Source organism: Nocardiopsis valliformis DSM 45023, assembly GCF_000340985.1.
GTDB lineage: Bacteria > Actinomycetota > Actinomycetes > Streptosporangiales > Streptosporangiaceae > Nocardiopsis > Nocardiopsis exhalans.
In genome coordinates this window covers 243216-259772 of record NZ_ANAZ01000010.1, presented here as the reverse complement: position 1 = coordinate 259772, position 16557 = coordinate 243216, and the positions used below count along the sequence as shown (strand labels likewise).

Genomic DNA, 16557 nt, shown 5'->3' with positions numbered 1-16557 from the left:
GGACACGACAAAGGCCTTGGCTCACCCGGAAGGGTTGGGTCAAGGCCTTTCGCGTACGGCCGAGGGGCCGTTCGACCGTGAGGTCGTTACTTCATCATTTCCTCGTACGTCCGCTTGCAGTCCGGGCACACAGGGAACTTCTTCGGGTCGCGGTTGGGCACCCAGACCTTGCCGCACAGGGCGATCACCGGGTCGCCGGTCACCGCGCTCTGGGTGATCTTGTCCTTCTGCACGTAGTGGGCGAACCGTTCCCGGTCACCGTCGTCGTGCGAGATATCCGGCCGGGTCTCGCTATCGGGAAGAACCTTGTTCAGGACATCCATCGCCATCGTCCTCACACCTTTCAACGTCTGCGTTCCACGGTATAGGGTGCCGCGCTCCACCCCATCAGTTCATGGTGGGATCGTCAGGATAGGTCGACAACAGGGCCAACTCACCCCCCTGTCGACGCAGCACCCGTGACCAGAGGGTTTCCGGAGAGCCGCCGAAGAGGTCGTCGGCGAGGGCGTCGACCACGAACCAGGCGCCGTCCCCGATTTCGCCTTCCAGCTGCCCGGCGCTCCATCCGGCGTAGCCCGCGAACACGCGCAGGGCGCTCAGGGAGGCGCCGAGGACCTCGGTGGGGGCGCCCAGGTCCACCATCCCGACCCCGGCCAGCGCCGGTCCCGGGCCGGTCCCCTCCAGCGGAGCCCAGCCCGGCGGCGCGTCTTCCGGGACGGCGGTGCCGAGGGCGAGCCCGGAGTCGGTGCCCACCGGCCCGCCGGAGAACATCACGGCGGGCGCGCTCGCGTAGGCGCCCCAGTCCGTCACCACCTCGTCCACCGGGAGTTCCAGCGGACGGTTGAGGATCACCCCCAGGGTGCCGTCATCGGCATCGTCCACGACGAACACCACGGAGCGACGGAAGGTGTCCTCTTGGAGAAGGGGGGCGGCCACCAGCAGGCGCCCGGTCAGAGTCGACTGGTCCATGGTCCACCTTTACCCGGAAAACCCGCCGGTGGTCACCCCCTCGGCATGCTCTCCCCACATCCCCTGTTCGTCCGTTACTCGGCCTGGCCGCGCTGGGCGACCTCGCGCACGGCGGTGGCCACGTGGTGGGACAGGTCCGAGTGGAAGACGCTCGGGATGATGTAGTTCGGGCCCAGCTCGTCCTCGGTGACCACGTCGGCCAGGGCCTCGGCGGCAGCGACCATCATGTCGGAGGTGACGTGGTGGCTCTGGGCGTCCAGCAGGCCACGGAAGAACCCGGGGAAGACCAGCACGTTGTTGATCTGGTTCGGGTAGTCGCTGCGGCCGGTCGCGACCACGCCCGCGTGCAGGTGCGCGACCTCGGGGTCGACCTCGGGGTCGGGGTTGGCCAGCGCGAAGATGATCGAGCCCTCGTTCATCTCGGCGATGTCCTCGCCCGCGAGCACATTCGGGGCGGAGACGCCGATGAAGACGTCGGCCCCGGCCACCGAACCCTTGAGGTCGCCGCTGTAGCCCTCGGGGTTGGTGTTCTCCGCGATCCAGCGCAGGTTGCTGTCCAGGTTCTCGCGGCCCACGTGTACGGCGCCGTGGACGTCACTGACGATGACGTCGCGCGCACCGGCGTGCATCAGCAGCTTGAGAATGGCGGTACCGGCCGCGCCCGCGCCGGACATGGCGATGCGGACCTCGGACAGCTTCTTGTTCACCACGCGCAAGGCGTTGCGCAGGGCGGCGAGCACGACGATCGCGGTGCCGTGCTGGTCGTCGTGGAAGACGGGGATGTCCAGCAGCTCGCGCAGGCGGGCCTCGACCTCGAAACAGCGCGGGGCGGAGATGTCCTCCAGGTTGATGCCGCCGAAGCCCGGGGCGATCAGCTGGACGGTGCGGACGATCTCGTCCACGTCCTGGGTGTCCAGGGCGATGGGCCAAGCATCGATGTCGGCGAAACGTTTGAACAGGGCGGCTTTGCCCTCCATGACGGGCATGGCGGCCTCGGGGCCGATGTTGCCCAAGCCGAGCACGGCCGAGCCGTCGGTGACCACGGCGACGCTGTTGCGCTTGATGGTCAGGCGGCGGGCGTCGTCCTTGTTGGCGGCGATGGCCTGGGAGACGCGGGCCACACCGGGGGTGTAGGCCATGGAGAGCTCGTCGCGGTTGCGCAGCGGCACCTTGGACTTCATCTCGATCTTGCCACCGAGGTGCATGAGGAAGGTGCGGTCGCTGACCTTGTGGACCACGACCCCCTCGACCCCGCCGAGGGCGTCGACGATGGCCTGGGCGTGCTCGGTGTCGCGGGCGGCGCAGGTGACGTCGATGCGGATGCGCTCGTGCCCAGCGGCCGCCACGTCCAGGGCGGTGATCATTCCGCCGACCTGCTCCACCGCGTTGGTGAGGCTGCCGACAGCGCTGCCTCCGGCGTCCAGTTCGAGTCGGACGGTGATGGAGTACGAAACGCTGGGAAGGGTGGCCACGTATTGCTCCTTGGCTTTTGCTGATGTCATGCGTCCGCGGGGCACACCGGCGGCCCCTCCCGTGGACGTACGGACCGACGTCGGGACTCTTCCACCGGGTGGTCGGGCGAACGGCCTGCACTCCGTGGCCTGGCCCGGTGGAAGCTCGTCGGCGCCTGCGCGCCGATCGGACCCGGGTCCGTGACGGTTGCGCGTCCCGCCCTGGAACACCCTGTCATCGGGTGTCCGGTACGGGCCTCGGCCGGTGGGCGGGGGCGGTACTCAGGAGCCCACGACCGAGTCGCCTCACCCTACCCGAGTCAAGCGGGTAACGTCAGCACAAGGTGACAATTAACGCTTTCGGAAAAAATCTCATAAATTCCCACTAGGATCCAGTGTCCATTGGATGCCTGCCGGGGTCTAACCGCCCCATGACCCCTGAGCCCGGTCGGCCGCCGCCCGCACCACGACATCGGCGCAGGCGTCGGTGGAGAGCGCGGTCGAGTCGATCACCAGGTGATAGTGGTCGGGCTCGGCCGGGTCCACGCGGTAGAAGCGGCGCACGTAGGAGGCCCGGGCCCGGTCGTTGTCGTCCAGCAGCCGCAGTGTGGGCGGGTCGGGCCCCCAGCCGTGGCCGCCGCACTCCTCCCGGTCGCCCGCGTCCCAGAGTTTCCTGGCCCTGCGCAGCCGGGCCTTCCGGCTTCCGTCCAACCGCACGTGCAGCGCGCCCGGATGATCGGCCAGGACCACCGCCGCGGCCCGACCCAGGATCACCCCGCCGTCGCGGGCGACGTCGCGGATGACGCGTTCGGTCTGTTCGACGAACTCGTGGTCGTAGAGGAGCCGGCCCTCGTCGTTGGTGGTGCCGATGAAGGCGGTGTCCACACTGCCCAGCGTGACGGTGGGCAGGCGGGCGGCGCTGGACAGGAGGCGTTCGAGCCCACCGGGGGCACGGTCGTCGCGCTGGAGGACCTCGTCCAGGGAGCAGCCGATCTCGGCCGCCACGGCGCTGGGCACCGCCCGGTTGAGGAAGGGGACGTTGAGCCGCGCGGCGACGGCGGGGCCGATCACGCTCCCCCCGGCCCCGAAGGTCGCCGAGATCGTGACCACGGGTTCGCCGCCGTGCGCGCGCGGTGCGTCGTTCATCGCCATGGGGCACCTGCCGGGTTCGCCGTGCGGACCGGTGGACCGCAGCTGTTGCGAATCTTCTACCCCATTTTTCTACCCCTTGAGCGGGCCGCTATCCCCACCATCGCCAAAACAGCAAATACGTGCTGTTTTCCCACTCATAGTGACTCAATGGGATAAAGCACCCCGGAACGACCGATATCAACCGAATCGTTCCGGGGCAGGGGGGTACTGATCAGACCGGCACCGGTCAGAACAGTGCCGAGGTGAGCTTGCGGCGGGCCGCGTTCACCCTCGGGTCGCCCGCGGGCAGCAGCTCGAAGAGGGACAGCAGGTGCGCGCGCACCCGGTCGCGGTCCTCGTCGGCGGTCTGCTTGACCGTCTGGATGAGCCGGTCGAAGGCGTCCTCGAACTTGCCGCCGTACATGTCGATGTCGGCGACGGTAATCTGCGCGTCCACGTCGGCCGGGTCGTCCGCGGCGGCCTGGCGCACCGCGGGGCCGTCCACGTCCTGGAGGCGGCCGATCAGCCGGATCTGCGCGAGCTTGGCCCGCAGGTCGCTGTTCTTCGGGTCGGCGTCGATCGCCTTCTCGAACACGGCCGCGGCGGCCTCGAAGTCACCGCGTTCCAGAGCCGCCTGGGCCTGCGCGCTGATCGGGTCCGCCTCGGGTTCGGGCTCGCCGCCGAGCTCCTCCTCCGGCATCACGGCGGGGTCGCCGTCCACCGTGCCAGGGTGCCCGGGGGGCAGCATGCCCTGCTGGGCGAGTGCGCCGAAGACCTGCGTCAGGGCCTCGCGCAGCTGCTCCTCGGTGGCCGGGCCCTGCATCAGGGGCATGACCTGGCCCTGCACGGCGATGATGATCGTGGGTGTACCGGAGACCCGGAGCGCCTGCACCAGCTGCGGGCTGGCGTCACTGTCCACCTTGGCCAGGAGCCAGTTTCCGCCGGAGCCCTTGGAGAGCTTGTCGAGGACCGCCTCGACCTGCTTGGACTGCTCGGACCAGCTCGCCAGCACCGCCAGCACGACCGGGGCGGCCATCGACCGCTCCAGCACCTGCTGGAAGTTGGACTCGTCGGCGTTGACGGAGTAGGGGTTGGATCGACCGGCCGACTCCTCGGCGCGCTGCTTGGCCTCACGCTCCAAGGCCGCCTTGCGCGCCCCGAGGTCAACCGCACTGTTCGGTGAAAAGTCCGAAGGCTGCATGTTCCCTATCCTGCCGCATCCCGGGACGGCACGAGGACCGCCCCGGGAAGCCCTTAGCGAACCCCTGCACCAGGGGGTGTTCTTTTTCGTTCGTTCGCCGGGGAGGCCAATCTTCTGCAACACAGTGCAGGAGGAGGCAAGCCGCTAGCGAGGAACGAGCGTCAGGCGCCGCCGACGACGAAGAATCCCTCCGCAAAGGCGGAGAACACGCGCCAAAGCGAAGCGGAGGCGCGAAACTAAAACTGCGGGTCCTCCGTGTACGTCCCAAACTCCTCGCCCATCGTGGCGCAGATCTCACCAAGGGTGGCCTCGGCGCGGGCGGCGTCCATGATGAGCGGGATGAGGTTGCCGTCGTCGGCGCGCACGCCCTGTAGGAGGCGGGCCAGGGCGCGGTCGACGGTGTCCTTGTCGCGGGCGGAGCGGCGTTCGGTCAGGACGCGCTTCTGTTCGTGCTCGACCTCGTGGCTGATCTTGAGGATGTCCAGCTCACCGGAGACGGTTGCGGTGTGGCAGTTGACGCCGACGATGCGCTTGTCGCCCTTCTCCAGGGCCTGCTGGTACTGAAAGGCGGATTCGGCGATCTCGGAGCTGAAGTAACCGTTCTCGATCCCGGCGAGGATGCCGGAGGTCATCGGGCCGATGTGGTGCTCGGCATCCGCTCCCCCGCCCATCTGGAGGATGTGCTCGAAGATCCGCTCGGCCTCGGCCTCGATCTCGTCGGTGAGGGCCTCCACATACCAGGAGCCGCCCAGGGGGTCGGCGACGTTGACCACCCCGGTCTCCTCCATGAGGACCTGCTGGGTGCGCAGGGCGATCTCGGCGGACTGCTCGGTGGGCAGGGCTAGGGTCTCGTCGAGGGCGTTGGTGTGCAGGGAGTTGGTGCCGCCGAGCACCGCGGAGAGCGCTTCGACGGCGGTGCGCACGACGTTGTTGTAGGGCTGCTGGGCGGTGAGGGAGACCCCGGCGGTCTGGGTGTGGAACCGCAGCCACTGGGCCTTCTCGGTCTTGGCGCCGTAGGTGTCACGGATCCATCGGGCCCAGATGCGGCGGGCGGCGCGGAACTTGGCGATCTCCTCGAAGAAGTCGATGTGGGCGTCGAAGAAGAAGGACAGCCCGGGCGCGAAACGGTCGATGTCCATGCCTCTGGACAGGCCGAGCTCCACGTAGCCGAACCCGTCGGCCAGGGTGTAGGCCAGCTCCTGTGCGGCCGTGGCTCCGGCCTCGCGGATGTGGTAGCCGGAGACGGAGAGCGGTTTGAAGGCGGGGATGTGCTCGGCGCAGTACTCCATCAGGTCGCCGATGAGGCGCAGGTGGGGTTCGGGCGGGTACAGCCACTCCTTCTGGGCGATGTACTCCTTGAAGATGTCGGTCTGGAGCGTGCCGTTGAGGCCGCCGATATCCACGCCCTGGCGCTCGGCAGCGACCAGATACATGCAGAAGGCCGGGATGGCCGGTCCGCTGATGGTCATGGACGTGGTGGTCTCGCCGAGGGGGATGCCGTCGAAGAGCAGGTCCATGTCGGCGACCGAGTCGATGGCGACGCCGCAGTGGCCGACCTCGCCGAGGGCCTGCGCGGAGTCGGAGTCGTAGCCCATGAGGGTGGGCATGTCGAAGGCGACCGAGAGTCCGCCGCCGCCCTGGGCGAGGATCATCTTGTAGCGCTCGTTGGTCTGCCTGGCGTTGCCGAAGCCGGCGAACTGGCGGATGGTCCAGGCGCGGCCGCGGTAGCCGGTGGGGTAGAGGCCGCGGGTGTAGGGGTACTCGCCGGGCCAGCCGATCCGCTCGAAGCCGGGGACCTCGGCGCCAGGCCGGGGGCCGTAGGCGGGTTCGAGGGTGCGTCCGGACAGCGTGGTGAAGTCGGCGTCGCGCTTGCGTGCGGAATCGTAGCGGCGCTGCCAGCGGTCGCGTCCGGCCTCAATGTGGTGGGCCCCGCCGCCGTTGGTGGGGTCTCCTGTGGTGTTCGCCATACCAAGATAGTAGGACGTCCAACTAAATATGTACAGAAGAGGCGTCCGTGGCGCCTGCGCGCCCGGACCGCCCCTGGTTAGCGCCCTTCGACGGCCCCGGCGACCGGGGCGGGGAAGTCACCGAAGTCCACCCGCAACCGGGTGAACATCTCGTGCATGCGCCAGAGTTCCTCGTCGGAGTAGCAGCCCAGACCGAAGTCCATGCCAAGGAGTGCCTGGGTGGCCTCCTCGGTGACCTCGCGCCCGGCGTCGGTGATCTCCGCCAGCACGCCGCGGCCGTCGCTCGGGTTGGGGCGGCGGAGCACCAGGCCCTGCCCCTCCAACCGGTCGATGGTGTTGGTGACGCTGGTGGGGTGCACCATCAGGCGCTCACCGATCTTGCCCAGCGGCAGCGAGCCGGAGGAGCTGAAGGTGAGCAGGACCAGGGCTTCGTACCGGGCGAAGGTCAGACCGAACGGCTTGAGGGCACCGTCCAGCTCGCCGATGAGGATCTGCTGCGCGCGCATGAGGGAGGTGACCGCCGCCATGGCGGGCGAGGCACCCCATCTCTGACTCCAGTTGTCGTGAGCGCGCTCGATCGGGTCGAACGGAAGGTTCAAAGGGTTTCCCACGCCGTCACTCTAGGCCGTCTTCCGCAGATGCCGAACGGCGTCCGTGTTCAGAATCGAGCTTCGGAAACGCCTTCCACTCACATCAACGCCTCCCTGTCAAGGGCTTTCCATGGCCACAAGGGGACAGAAGTCCACCGAGTCGACTGGTCCGCACCCCCACCTCGGAAACGCCACTGGTTGCGCACCTCACAGGGGTCGGACACGAGGCACACGTGAAAAAAGCCGAGCGGAGCTCATTGACGAGCCCAGAAACTATTAGTTAAGTTTCCTAAAAATTTAATTCCCCATGTCAGAGGCGTCGAGATGACTCAGCACCGTTTCCGGTCTCGCTCACCACCCCCACACTCGCGGTCATGTTCCTGTGCACCCGAACCCCGCTGTCGGCATCCTCTCGCCGACGGTCGGCACCCTTCCCCCACTGCCGCTCACGCACCAGGAGACCTCACAACGTGAGAACCCCACGCATCAGAAACCCGCTCGCGGCACTGTTCGCCGCGCTACTCGTCATCCCCCTCGCGCTGTTCACCACCCCCGCCTCCGCCGACACCTCGGACGTCACGGTCACCTACGTGGAGTCCGGGCGCTGGAACACCGGCTACGGCGGCCAGCTCACCATCGACAACGCCTCCGGCGCACCTCTGTCCGACTGGACGGTCCGGTTCACCCTCCCCCAGGGCAGCACCATCACCAGTCTGTGGAACGCCTCCCACTCGGTCTCCGGCGGCATCCACACCATCACCCCGCCCTCGTGGGGAGCCGCCGTTCCCGCCGGAGGCAGCTACTCCATCGGCTGGAACGGTGCGCACACCGGCGGCGAGACCATCCCGCAGGACTGCACCGTGAACGGCAACCCCTGCTCGGGCGAGCCCGGCGATCCGGACGAGGAACCGCCCACGGCCCCCGACGGCCTGACCGTCACCGGGGTCACCGCCAGTGCCGTCTCCCTGTCCTGGGGCGCGGCGACCGACAACGTCGCCGTGGCCGGGTACGAGGTGATCTCCGACGACGAGGTAGTCCGCGCGGTCGGCGCCGAGACCCTGAGCGCCACCGTCAGCGGCCTGGCCGCCGAAACCGAGTACACCTTCACCGTCCGCGCCTACGACACCTCCAACAACCGCGGCCCGGAGAGCGAACCGGTCACCGTCACCACGGAGGAGAGCAACGGCGGTGGGCCCATCGACCCGAACGAGGACCTGCGGGTCGCCTACTTCACCCAGTGGGGCATCTACGACCGCGGCTACCTGGTGAACAACCTGGAGACCTCAGACACCGCCGAGAAGCTCACCCACATCAACTACGCCTTCGGCAACGTCAACGCCGGCGGTGAGTGCTTCATGGCCAACCAGCTGGGCCAGGGAGACGCCTGGGCCGACTACGGCCGTTCCTTCAACGCCGCCCAGAGCGTGGACGGGGTCGGGGACGTGTGGAGCCAGGACCTGCGCGGTAACTTCAACCAGCTCCGCAAGCTCAAGGAACTGCACCCGGACCTGAAGGTCAACATCTCGCTGGGCGGCTGGACCTGGTCCCAGCACTTCTCCGACGCCGCGCTCACCCCCGAGTCCCGCGAGCGCATGGTCAGCTCCTGCATCGACCTGTACCTGAAGGGCAACCTGCCCACCTTCGACGGCGCGGGCGGCCCCGGGTCGGCCAAGGGCGTCTTCGACGGCATCGATCTCGACTGGGAGTGGCCCGCCTCCTCCGGCCACGAGCACAACGTGGTGCGCCCCGAGGACAAGGAGAACTTCACCGCCCTGGTCCAGGAGTTCCGTGACCAGCTCGACGACCTGGAGGCCGACACGGGGCGCGACTTCGAGCTCACGGCCTTCCTGCCCGCCGACCCGGAGAAGATCGAGCTGGGCTTCGAGATGGACCAGCTCATGCCCAACTTCGACTTCGTCACCATCCAGGGCTACGACTACCACGGGGCCTGGGAGGACACCACCAACCACCAGTCCAACCTGCTCGAGCACCCCGACGACCCGGGGCCGAACGTCTTCGCCACCGACACCACCATCCAGGCCTACCTGGACCGCGGGGTCGACCCGGCCGACATGGTGCTGGGCCTGCCCTTCTACAGCCGCGGCTGGACGGGGGTTCCGGCCGGACCCAACGGTGACGGCCTCTTCCAGGACGGCACCGGTCCCGCTCCCGGCAGCTATGAGCCGGGCATCGAGGACTGGAAGGTCGTCAAGAACCTGCCCGGCTTCGAGCTGCACCGCGACAACGACCTCGGTACGGCCTGGCTGTACGACGGCACCACGTTCTGGACCTACGACGACGAGATCGCCCTGACGCAGAAGACCGACTGGGCCGTGGACAACGGTCTGGGCGGGGTCATGATCTGGTCCATCGACGGCGACGACGCGGACGGCAGCCTGATGGCCGCCGTGGACGCCGCCCTCAGCAGCTAGGCACTCAACCGCTCACGCTGCCTCCCCCGCATCATCAACCACATGAGAAACCGGAGCCCCGACCACTTCGGCCGGGGCTCCTATCTCTCAAGCGGACCAAAGTCAAGGCTTTCTCATGGCCGCAAGGGGACAGTTCCGGACTCGGGCCACTGGTCCAGTCCGCCAACTCGGCAGATCCGCTGGAAGAGCGAGGCGCCACCGTGAAAACCCGAGATCCGGCGGAGAAACTTCCCCGTAGGGCGTTGACGCCGCCCGTAATTATTAGTTAAGTTTCCTAAAAATTTATCCCCCCACGTCAGGGCAGCGAGAAGCCCTCAGGCCCCTGACTCCGACTCCGCCCCCCACAGGAGACTCGCGACGTGAGCTCACGACGACTCAGAAACCGCCTCGCGGTGGTGGTCGCCACCGTAGTGGTGGCACCGATCGCCCTCTTCGTGCCACCCGTGACCGCGGAGGAGGCCGACACCGCCGACCTCCGGGTCACCTACGTGGAGTCCGCCCGCTGGAACACCGGCTACACCGGCGAGATCACCGTCCACAACGCCTCCGGCACGGACCTGTCCGACTGGACCCTGGAGTTCAACCTCCCCGAGGGCAGCGGCGTCCACCAGCTGTGGAACGCCACCCTGGAGGGCTCCGCCGAGGACGGCTACACCGTGACCCCGCCGCACTGGGGCGCCACGATCCCCGCCGGGGGCACCTACGAGTTCGGATTCAACGGGATTCACACCGACGGCAACAGCCACCTGCTCAACTGCACCGTCAACGGCTCCCCCTGCGCCGGTGAGCCCCACCAGGGCCCCCAGCACGGTGACCTCAGCGTCGCCTACTTCACCCAGTGGGGAGTCGAGGAGCGCGGCTACCAGGTCCGCGACCTCATCGACTCCGGCAGCGCCGAGAAGCTGACGCACATCAACTACGCGTTCGGCAACGTCAGCGCCGACGGCGAGTGCTTCATGACCAACGAGCCCGAGCAGGGCGACGCACAGGCCGACTACGGCCGGCTCGTCCCCGCCTCGGAAAGCGTCGACGGCGCCGCCGACGGCCCGAACCAGCCCCTGCGCGGCAACTTCAACCAGCTGCGCAAGCTGAAGGAGCAGTACCCGAACCTGCTCATCAGCGTCTCGCTGGGCGGCTGGAACTGGTCGGAGCACTTCTCCGACGCCGCGCTCACCGCCGAGTCCCGCGAGCGCTTCGTCAGCTCCTGCGTCGACCTGTACCTGAAGGGCGACCTGCCGCTGATCGACGGCGCGGGCGGCGAAGGCGTCGGCTACGGCGTCTTCGACGGCATCGACCTCGACTGGGAGTGGCCCGCCTCCGACGGCAACCCGCACAACGTCGTCCGCCCCGAGGACCGGGAGAACTTCACCGCCCTGGTCCAGGAGTTCCGCGACCAGATCGACGAGCTCGGCGAGGAGACAGGACGCCACTTCGAGCTCAGCTCGTTCATGCCCGCCGGCCCCTGGCGGATCGACACCGGCTACGAGCTGGACGAGATCATGTCGAACTTCGACTTCATCACGGTGCAGGGCTACGACTACCACGGCACCTGGGAGAGCGTCACCAACCACCAGTCCAACCTGGCCCCGGACCCACGCGACCCGGGCGACGTGATCTCCACCCAGACCACCGTGCAGGCCTACCTGGACCGCGGGGTCGACCCGGAGAAGATCGTGCTGGGCGTGCCCTTCTACAGCCAGGGCTGGACGGGTGTGGAGCCCGGACCCGAGGGCGACGGACTCTTCCAGCCCGCCGCGGGCCCGGCCCCGGGCACCTACGCCTACGGCACCGAGGAGTACCGCAACCTCAAGGAGCTCTCCGGCTTCGACCTCTACCGCAACGACGACCTCGGCACCGCCTGGCTCTACGACGGTGAGACCTTCTGGACCTTCGACGATGAGGTCTCCATGACCCAGAAGACCGACTGGGTGACCGACAACGGTCTCGGCGGGGTCATGATCTGGTCCATCGACGGCGATGACTCCGAGGGCAGTCTGCTGACCGCCATCGACGCGGCGCTGGGAAAGTAGCGCCCACAGACCCCCGCCTCCGGTCTCGGCCGGAGCGGGAACCAGCGGCGTCGGTGCTCTGATCCGGGGAGCACCGCCGCCAAGGCCGGGGCAGACCGACGTGCGACGGTCCGCCCCGGCCGCCTTGTGTCCCGAGGTGTCACCGGGGCACTGGGGTTCTCCGCTGTGTCTCCACACCGGCGAGCGACGCCGGCCCGGGTCACTCGCTCGGGTCGGCTCCCAGTTCCTTCAGCAGCAGGTCGGCGGCGGCGTAGGGGTCTCGCTCCCCCGCCGCGACCTCTCCGGCCAGCCCGTCCAGGCCGCTGTCCGCGCCCACTCCGCCCATCCGGGCGCGCAGCAGGTCCAGCACGATCGCCTGCACCTCGTCGCGGGCGCGCTCGCGACGCCGGGCGGTAAGCTCACCGGACTTCTCCAAGTGGGCGTAGTGCTCCTCGACCCGCGCCCAGAGCTCGTCGATCCCCTCGTCCTTGGCGGCGACCGTCATGACGATCGGCGGCTTCCACTCCGCCTCGTCCCGGTCCTTCATCGCGACCATCTGGCGCAGCTCGCGCAGGGTGACCTTGGCGCCGTCACGGTCGGCCTTGTTCACCGCGAACACGTCGGCGACCTCCAGCACCCCGGCCTTGGCCGCCTGCACCGAGTCACCCATGCCGGGCGCGCACAGCACGACGGTCGTGTCCGCCTGACCGGCGATCTCCACCTCGGCCTGGCCCACGCCGACGGTCTCCACCAGGATCACGTCGAACCCGGCCGCGTCCAGCACCCGCAGCGCGTGCGGGGTGGCCCACGACAGCCCGCCCAGGTGCCCGCGGTTGGCCATGGACCTGATGTACACCCCCGGGTCGGTGGCGTGCTCCTGCATCCGCACCCGGTCGCCGAGCAGGGCGCCGCCGGTGAAGGGTGAGGAGGGGTCCACCGCCAGGACCGCGACGGTCAGGCCCTTGGCCCGCACTGCGCGCACCACTGCGTTGGTGGTGGTGGACTTGCCGACCCCGGGCGACCCGGTGAACCCGACTACGCGGGCCCGGCCGGTGTGGGGCGCCAGACCCGCCATGATCTCGCGCAGTTCGGCGGCACCGTTCTCGACCAGGGTGATCGCGCGGGCCAGCGCCCGGCGGTCACCCCCGCGAACCCGTTCGACCAGCTGGGGGGCGTTCATGCGACTCCTCGATTGTGACGAGCAGATAAGAGAAGGGGCGGGGGCTTGTGGCCCCCGCCCAGTACGTTCTCACCTCGGCCCGGCCCGCGCACGGACCGGGGGTGGTGTCCTCGCAGTCCTACTCGGCGGGAACGGTGAACAGCAGGGCGTCGCCCTGGCCGCCGCCACCGCACAGGGCGGCCGCGCCGAGCCCGCCGCCGCGGCGACGGAGCTCGTAGATCAGGTGCAGGGCGATGCGCGCGCCGGAGGCACCGATCGGGTGACCGATCGCGATGGCGCCGCCGTTGACGTTGACGATGTCCTCCGAGACCCCGAGGTCCTTGGTGGACTGGATGCCGACCGCGGCGAAAGCCTCGTTGATCTCGATGAGGTCGAGGTCCCCGACCTCCTTGCCCGCCTTAGCCAGCGCGTGATTGATGGCGTTAGAGGGCTGGGAGTGCAGCGAGTTGTCCGGGCCCGCGACGTTCCCGTGCGCGCCGATCTCCGCGAGGATCGGGGCACCGAGCTCCTCGGCCTTGGCGCGGCTCATCACGACCACCGCGGCGGCGCCGTCGGAGATCTGCGAGGAGGAACCGGCGGTGATGGTGCCCTCGCGGTCGAAGGCCGGGCGCAGCTTGCCCAGGCTCTCGGCGGTGGTGCCGGGGCGGATGCCCTCGTCGGCGGAGAAGACGACCGGGTCGCCCTTGCGCTGTGGGATCTCGACGGGGACGATCTCCTCGTCGAACAGGCCCTTCTCCGCGGCAGCGGCAGCGCGCTGGTGGGATCGGGCGGCGAACGCGTCCTGCTCGGGACGCTCAATGCCGAGCTTGCTGTTGTGGCGCTCGGTGGAGGCACCCATGGAGTCGCCCTCGAAGGCGTCGGTGAGGCCGTCGTGCGCCGTGGCGTCCAGGACCTCGATGGAGCCGTACTTGTAGCCCTGTCGCGACTTGGGCAGCAGGTGCGGAGCGTTGGTCATGGACTCCATGCCGCCCGCGACCACGATGTCGAACTCGCCCGCGCGCACGAGCTGGTCGGCCAGGGCGATGGCGTCCAGGCCGGACAGGCAGACCTTGTTGATGGTCACGGACGGGACGTCCATGGGAATGCCGGCCTTGACGGCGGCCTGGCGGGAGGGGATCTGACCGGCGCCCGCCTGCAGCACCTGTCCCATGACCACGTATCCGACCTGTTCGCCGCTGATCCCGGCGCGCTCCAGCGCGGCCTTGATCGCGAAGCCGCCCAGGTCTGCGGCGGAGAACCCGGCGAGAGAGCCGAGGAGTCGGCCGGTGGGGGTACGAGCCCCACCGACAATGACGGAACCGGGCATCTTAACTGGCCTCCAAGTGATGGGTGACGCACCTGGTCTGCAACGATACCCACACAGACCACATCGAAGTTCGAGAGGTTCGCCAGTGAGTGACGCACCCAGCCCCACCGGCCCGTTCTCCGGCCTGACCCGGTTGGACCACGTGGGGATCGCCTGCCGCGACCTCAACGCGTCCATCGAGTTCTACCGGACCACCTACGGCTTCGAGGTGGAGCACGAAGAGGTCAACGAGGAGCAGGGCGTCCGTGAGGCGATGCTCCGGATCAACGGCACGGACGACGGCGGCGCCACGTATCTGCAGCTCCTGGAACCGACCAGGGAGGACTCCCCTGTCGCGAAGTTCCTGGCCCGCAATGGCGAGGGCGTGCACCACATCGCGTTCGGCACCGGTGACGTGGCCGCGAGCGCGACCGGAATCGGCGAGCGCGGGGTGCGGGTGCTGGACGCCGAGCCGCGCACCGGCACGGGGGGTTCGCAGATCGTCTTCCTACACCCCAAGGACTGTGGCGGTGTCCTCACCGAGTTGGTACAAAGCACCAACTAGGGACACGCCCAAGGTGTGATTCGTCCGATTCACGTCACGGGGACGTTCCGGACACATCACAGCTTGAGTTCCACCGGTGCGGCTGACCACAGACCCCACCGGAAGTTACCCGAAACCCCCTTCCCAGGGGTTCCACGCTTGATAAAGTCGGCTAGCTGCCGGATGTGCTTTTCTTCCGGCGTTGGTCCATGTCTTGCAGTCCGGTCAGTGAGCCGGGTCAGTCGTACCCGCACGTGCCCACCGCACCGGGACGACCGTCGGAGGCGGTCAGGGTCACTCGAGAGCCCGTCGCACCAATCCGCCTGCGCCTCGGCCCGCACTCCCCGGGCACAACCCGTCCACCGGGGGCACAGCAGCCGCCCTCCTGTCTGCCCCTGGCAAGTTCGCAAGTAGCCGTCTCGCACCCGTTCAGGATTCCGCCACATGTCGTCAAACAACATTGACACCCAGCTCAACAACATCTTCGACGAAGACAACACTCCGCCCGAGTTCGACGTGGTGCTGCGTGGCTTTGACCGCACCCAGGTGCAGGACTACCTGGACGGCCTGCGCAACGAGGTCAAGCAGTCCAACAAGCAGCTCGAAAAGGCCAAGAACGAGCTGAACGCCAAGAACCGTCAGCTCCAAGAGCGGGAGCGCCCCTCCTACTCCGGTCTGGGCTCGCGTATCGAGGAACTGCTGCGCCTGGCCGAAGAGCAGGCCAACGAGCTGGTCCAGAGCGCCCAGATCGACGCCAACGACATCCGTTCGGCCGCTCAGATCGAGGCCGCCGAGATGCGCGCCGCCGCCGAATCGGAAGCCACCGAGGTGCGCACCCTCGCCCAGCGCGAGGCCGACGAGCAGCGCCAGGCCGCCGAGGCCGAGGCCGAGGAGATCAGCACCACCGCCCGCCGCGAGGCCGACGAGCTGGCCTCGACCACCGAGCGCGAGGTACAGAAGAAGCGTTCGGCCGTCGACCACGAGATCGCCGAGAAGCGCGCCACCTTCGAGGGTGAAATCGCCAAGCTGCGGACCACCACCGAGCGCGAGTGCGCCCAGGCCCGCGCCGCCGCCAAGCGCGAGCGCGACGAGACGATCCAGTCGGCCAAGAGCCAGGCCGAGGAGCTGCGCAAGAACGCCGAGCGGGCTTTCGCCGAGTCCGAGGCGCGCCGCACCGAGACCGAGGACCAGTTCGAGCTCCAGCTGGCCGACCGCCGCGCCGAGGCCGAGCGCCAGGACGCCGAGCGCCTGGCCGCCGCCCAGGCCGCCACGCAGAAGATGGTCAACGAGGCCGAGGAGCGCGCCGCCAGCGCCGAGCAGCGCGCCACCAACGCCAGCCAGCAGGCCGAGCAGACCCGCCGCGACGCCGAGAACCACGCCAAGCAGCTGGTCAGCAACGCCAAGAAGAACTCTGGGCAGATCGAGGCCGAGGCCAAGTCCAAGGCTGAGCACCAGCTCAGCGACGCCAAGTCCGAGGCCAACCGCATCCTGACGGCCGCCAAGAAGGAGGTCGACGAGCTCAACCGCCAGCGGGACAGCATCCAGTCGCACCTCCAGCAGCTGCGCCAGCTGCTCGGCGGTGGCGGCGGCGCCCCGGCCGCTCCGGCGGCTCCCGCGGCCCCCGCCGCGATCCAGCAGGAGGCCGCTCCGGCGGCTCCGGCCGCCCCCGCCGCCCCCGCGGCGGAGGAGCCCAAGCAGCCGGCCCACTCCGGCAAGGGCTCCGACGACGAGGACTGGTGGCAGGAGTAACGACCGGCCGCCACGGCTGAGTCGTTCCGACACGACGAAGGGCCCGGTC

General features: G+C 68.7%; 13 protein-coding genes. 4 read left to right on the top strand and 9 right to left on the bottom strand.

Going from position 1 to position 16557, the window contains the following annotated elements:
* Positions 1-86: 86 nt before the first annotated feature.
* The 7 genes from D457_RS0111930 to D457_RS0111900 all read right to left on the bottom strand — a co-directional run bounded on the left by D457_RS0111930 (position 87) and on the right by D457_RS0111900 (position 7318).
* Positions 87-329: a DUF3039 domain-containing protein gene (locus tag D457_RS0111930; protein WP_026116563.1), complete on the bottom strand. Its 243-nt coding sequence runs from the start codon at positions 327-329 to the stop codon at positions 87-89.
* Between the two features lie 58 nt (positions 330-387).
* Positions 388-969, bottom strand: coding sequence for a YqgE/AlgH family protein (locus tag D457_RS0111925; RefSeq protein WP_017580896.1), 582 nt, complete (start codon positions 967-969; stop codon positions 388-390).
* A 74-nt stretch (positions 970-1043) separates the two neighbouring features.
* Positions 1044-2441: an NAD-dependent malic enzyme gene (locus D457_RS0111920; RefSeq protein ID WP_017580895.1), complete on the bottom strand. Its 1398-nt coding sequence runs from the start codon at positions 2439-2441 to the stop codon at positions 1044-1046.
* A 399-nt stretch (positions 2442-2840) separates the two neighbouring features.
* Positions 2841-3572 (bottom strand): cytidylate kinase-like family protein, encoded by a 732-nt coding sequence (locus D457_RS0111915; RefSeq protein WP_017580894.1) that lies wholly within the window; start codon positions 3570-3572, stop codon positions 2841-2843.
* 226 nt (positions 3573-3798) lie between these two features.
* On the bottom strand, positions 3799-4752 hold the full coding sequence (locus tag D457_RS0111910; RefSeq protein ID WP_026116562.1) for a tetratricopeptide repeat protein: 954 nt from the start codon (positions 4750-4752) through the stop codon (positions 3799-3801).
* Between the two features lie 236 nt (positions 4753-4988).
* Positions 4989-6719: an acyl-CoA mutase large subunit family protein gene (locus D457_RS0111905; protein ID WP_017580892.1), complete on the bottom strand. Its 1731-nt coding sequence runs from the start codon at positions 6717-6719 to the stop codon at positions 4989-4991.
* Between the two features lie 77 nt (positions 6720-6796).
* Positions 6797-7318 (bottom strand): MarR family winged helix-turn-helix transcriptional regulator, encoded by a 522-nt coding sequence (locus D457_RS0111900; RefSeq protein ID WP_017580891.1) that lies wholly within the window; start codon positions 7316-7318, stop codon positions 6797-6799.
* Between the two features lie 461 nt (positions 7319-7779).
* Between D457_RS0111900 and D457_RS0111895 the strand changes: the two genes are divergently transcribed.
* Entirely contained in the window at positions 7780-9741 is a 1962-nt protein-coding gene (locus D457_RS0111895; RefSeq protein WP_017580890.1) for a glycoside hydrolase family 18 chitinase, read from the top strand.
* 359 nt (positions 9742-10100) lie between these two features.
* Positions 10101-11771 carry a glycosyl hydrolase family 18 protein gene (locus D457_RS0111890; RefSeq protein WP_026116561.1) on the top strand — a complete coding sequence of 557 codons (1671 nt, stop codon included), beginning with the start codon at positions 10101-10103 and terminating at the stop codon, positions 11769-11771.
* A gap of 199 nt (positions 11772-11970) precedes the next feature.
* Here the strand turns inward: D457_RS0111890 and meaB are convergent, their stop codons facing one another.
* Both meaB and D457_RS0111880 read right to left on the bottom strand, forming a co-directional pair.
* A complete protein-coding gene (gene meaB, locus D457_RS0111885; RefSeq protein WP_017580889.1) occupies positions 11971-12930 on the bottom strand; it encodes a methylmalonyl Co-A mutase-associated GTPase MeaB in 960 nt (319 codons plus the stop codon).
* Between the two features lie 118 nt (positions 12931-13048).
* Positions 13049-14236 (bottom strand): acetyl-CoA C-acetyltransferase, encoded by a 1188-nt coding sequence (locus D457_RS0111880; protein ID WP_017580888.1) that lies wholly within the window; start codon positions 14234-14236, stop codon positions 13049-13051.
* Between the two features lie 85 nt (positions 14237-14321).
* Here D457_RS0111880 and mce point away from each other — a divergent pair, with 85 nt between their 5' ends.
* Positions 14322-14780 (top strand): methylmalonyl-CoA epimerase, encoded by a 459-nt coding sequence (gene mce, locus D457_RS0111875; protein WP_017580887.1) that lies wholly within the window; start codon positions 14322-14324, stop codon positions 14778-14780.
* A 423-nt stretch (positions 14781-15203) separates the two neighbouring features.
* Complete coding sequence (locus tag D457_RS0111870) at positions 15204-16508, top strand: DivIVA domain-containing protein (RefSeq protein WP_017580886.1); 1305 nt, start codon at positions 15204-15206, stop codon at positions 16506-16508.
* The last annotated feature ends 49 nt before the right edge of the window (positions 16509-16557 follow it).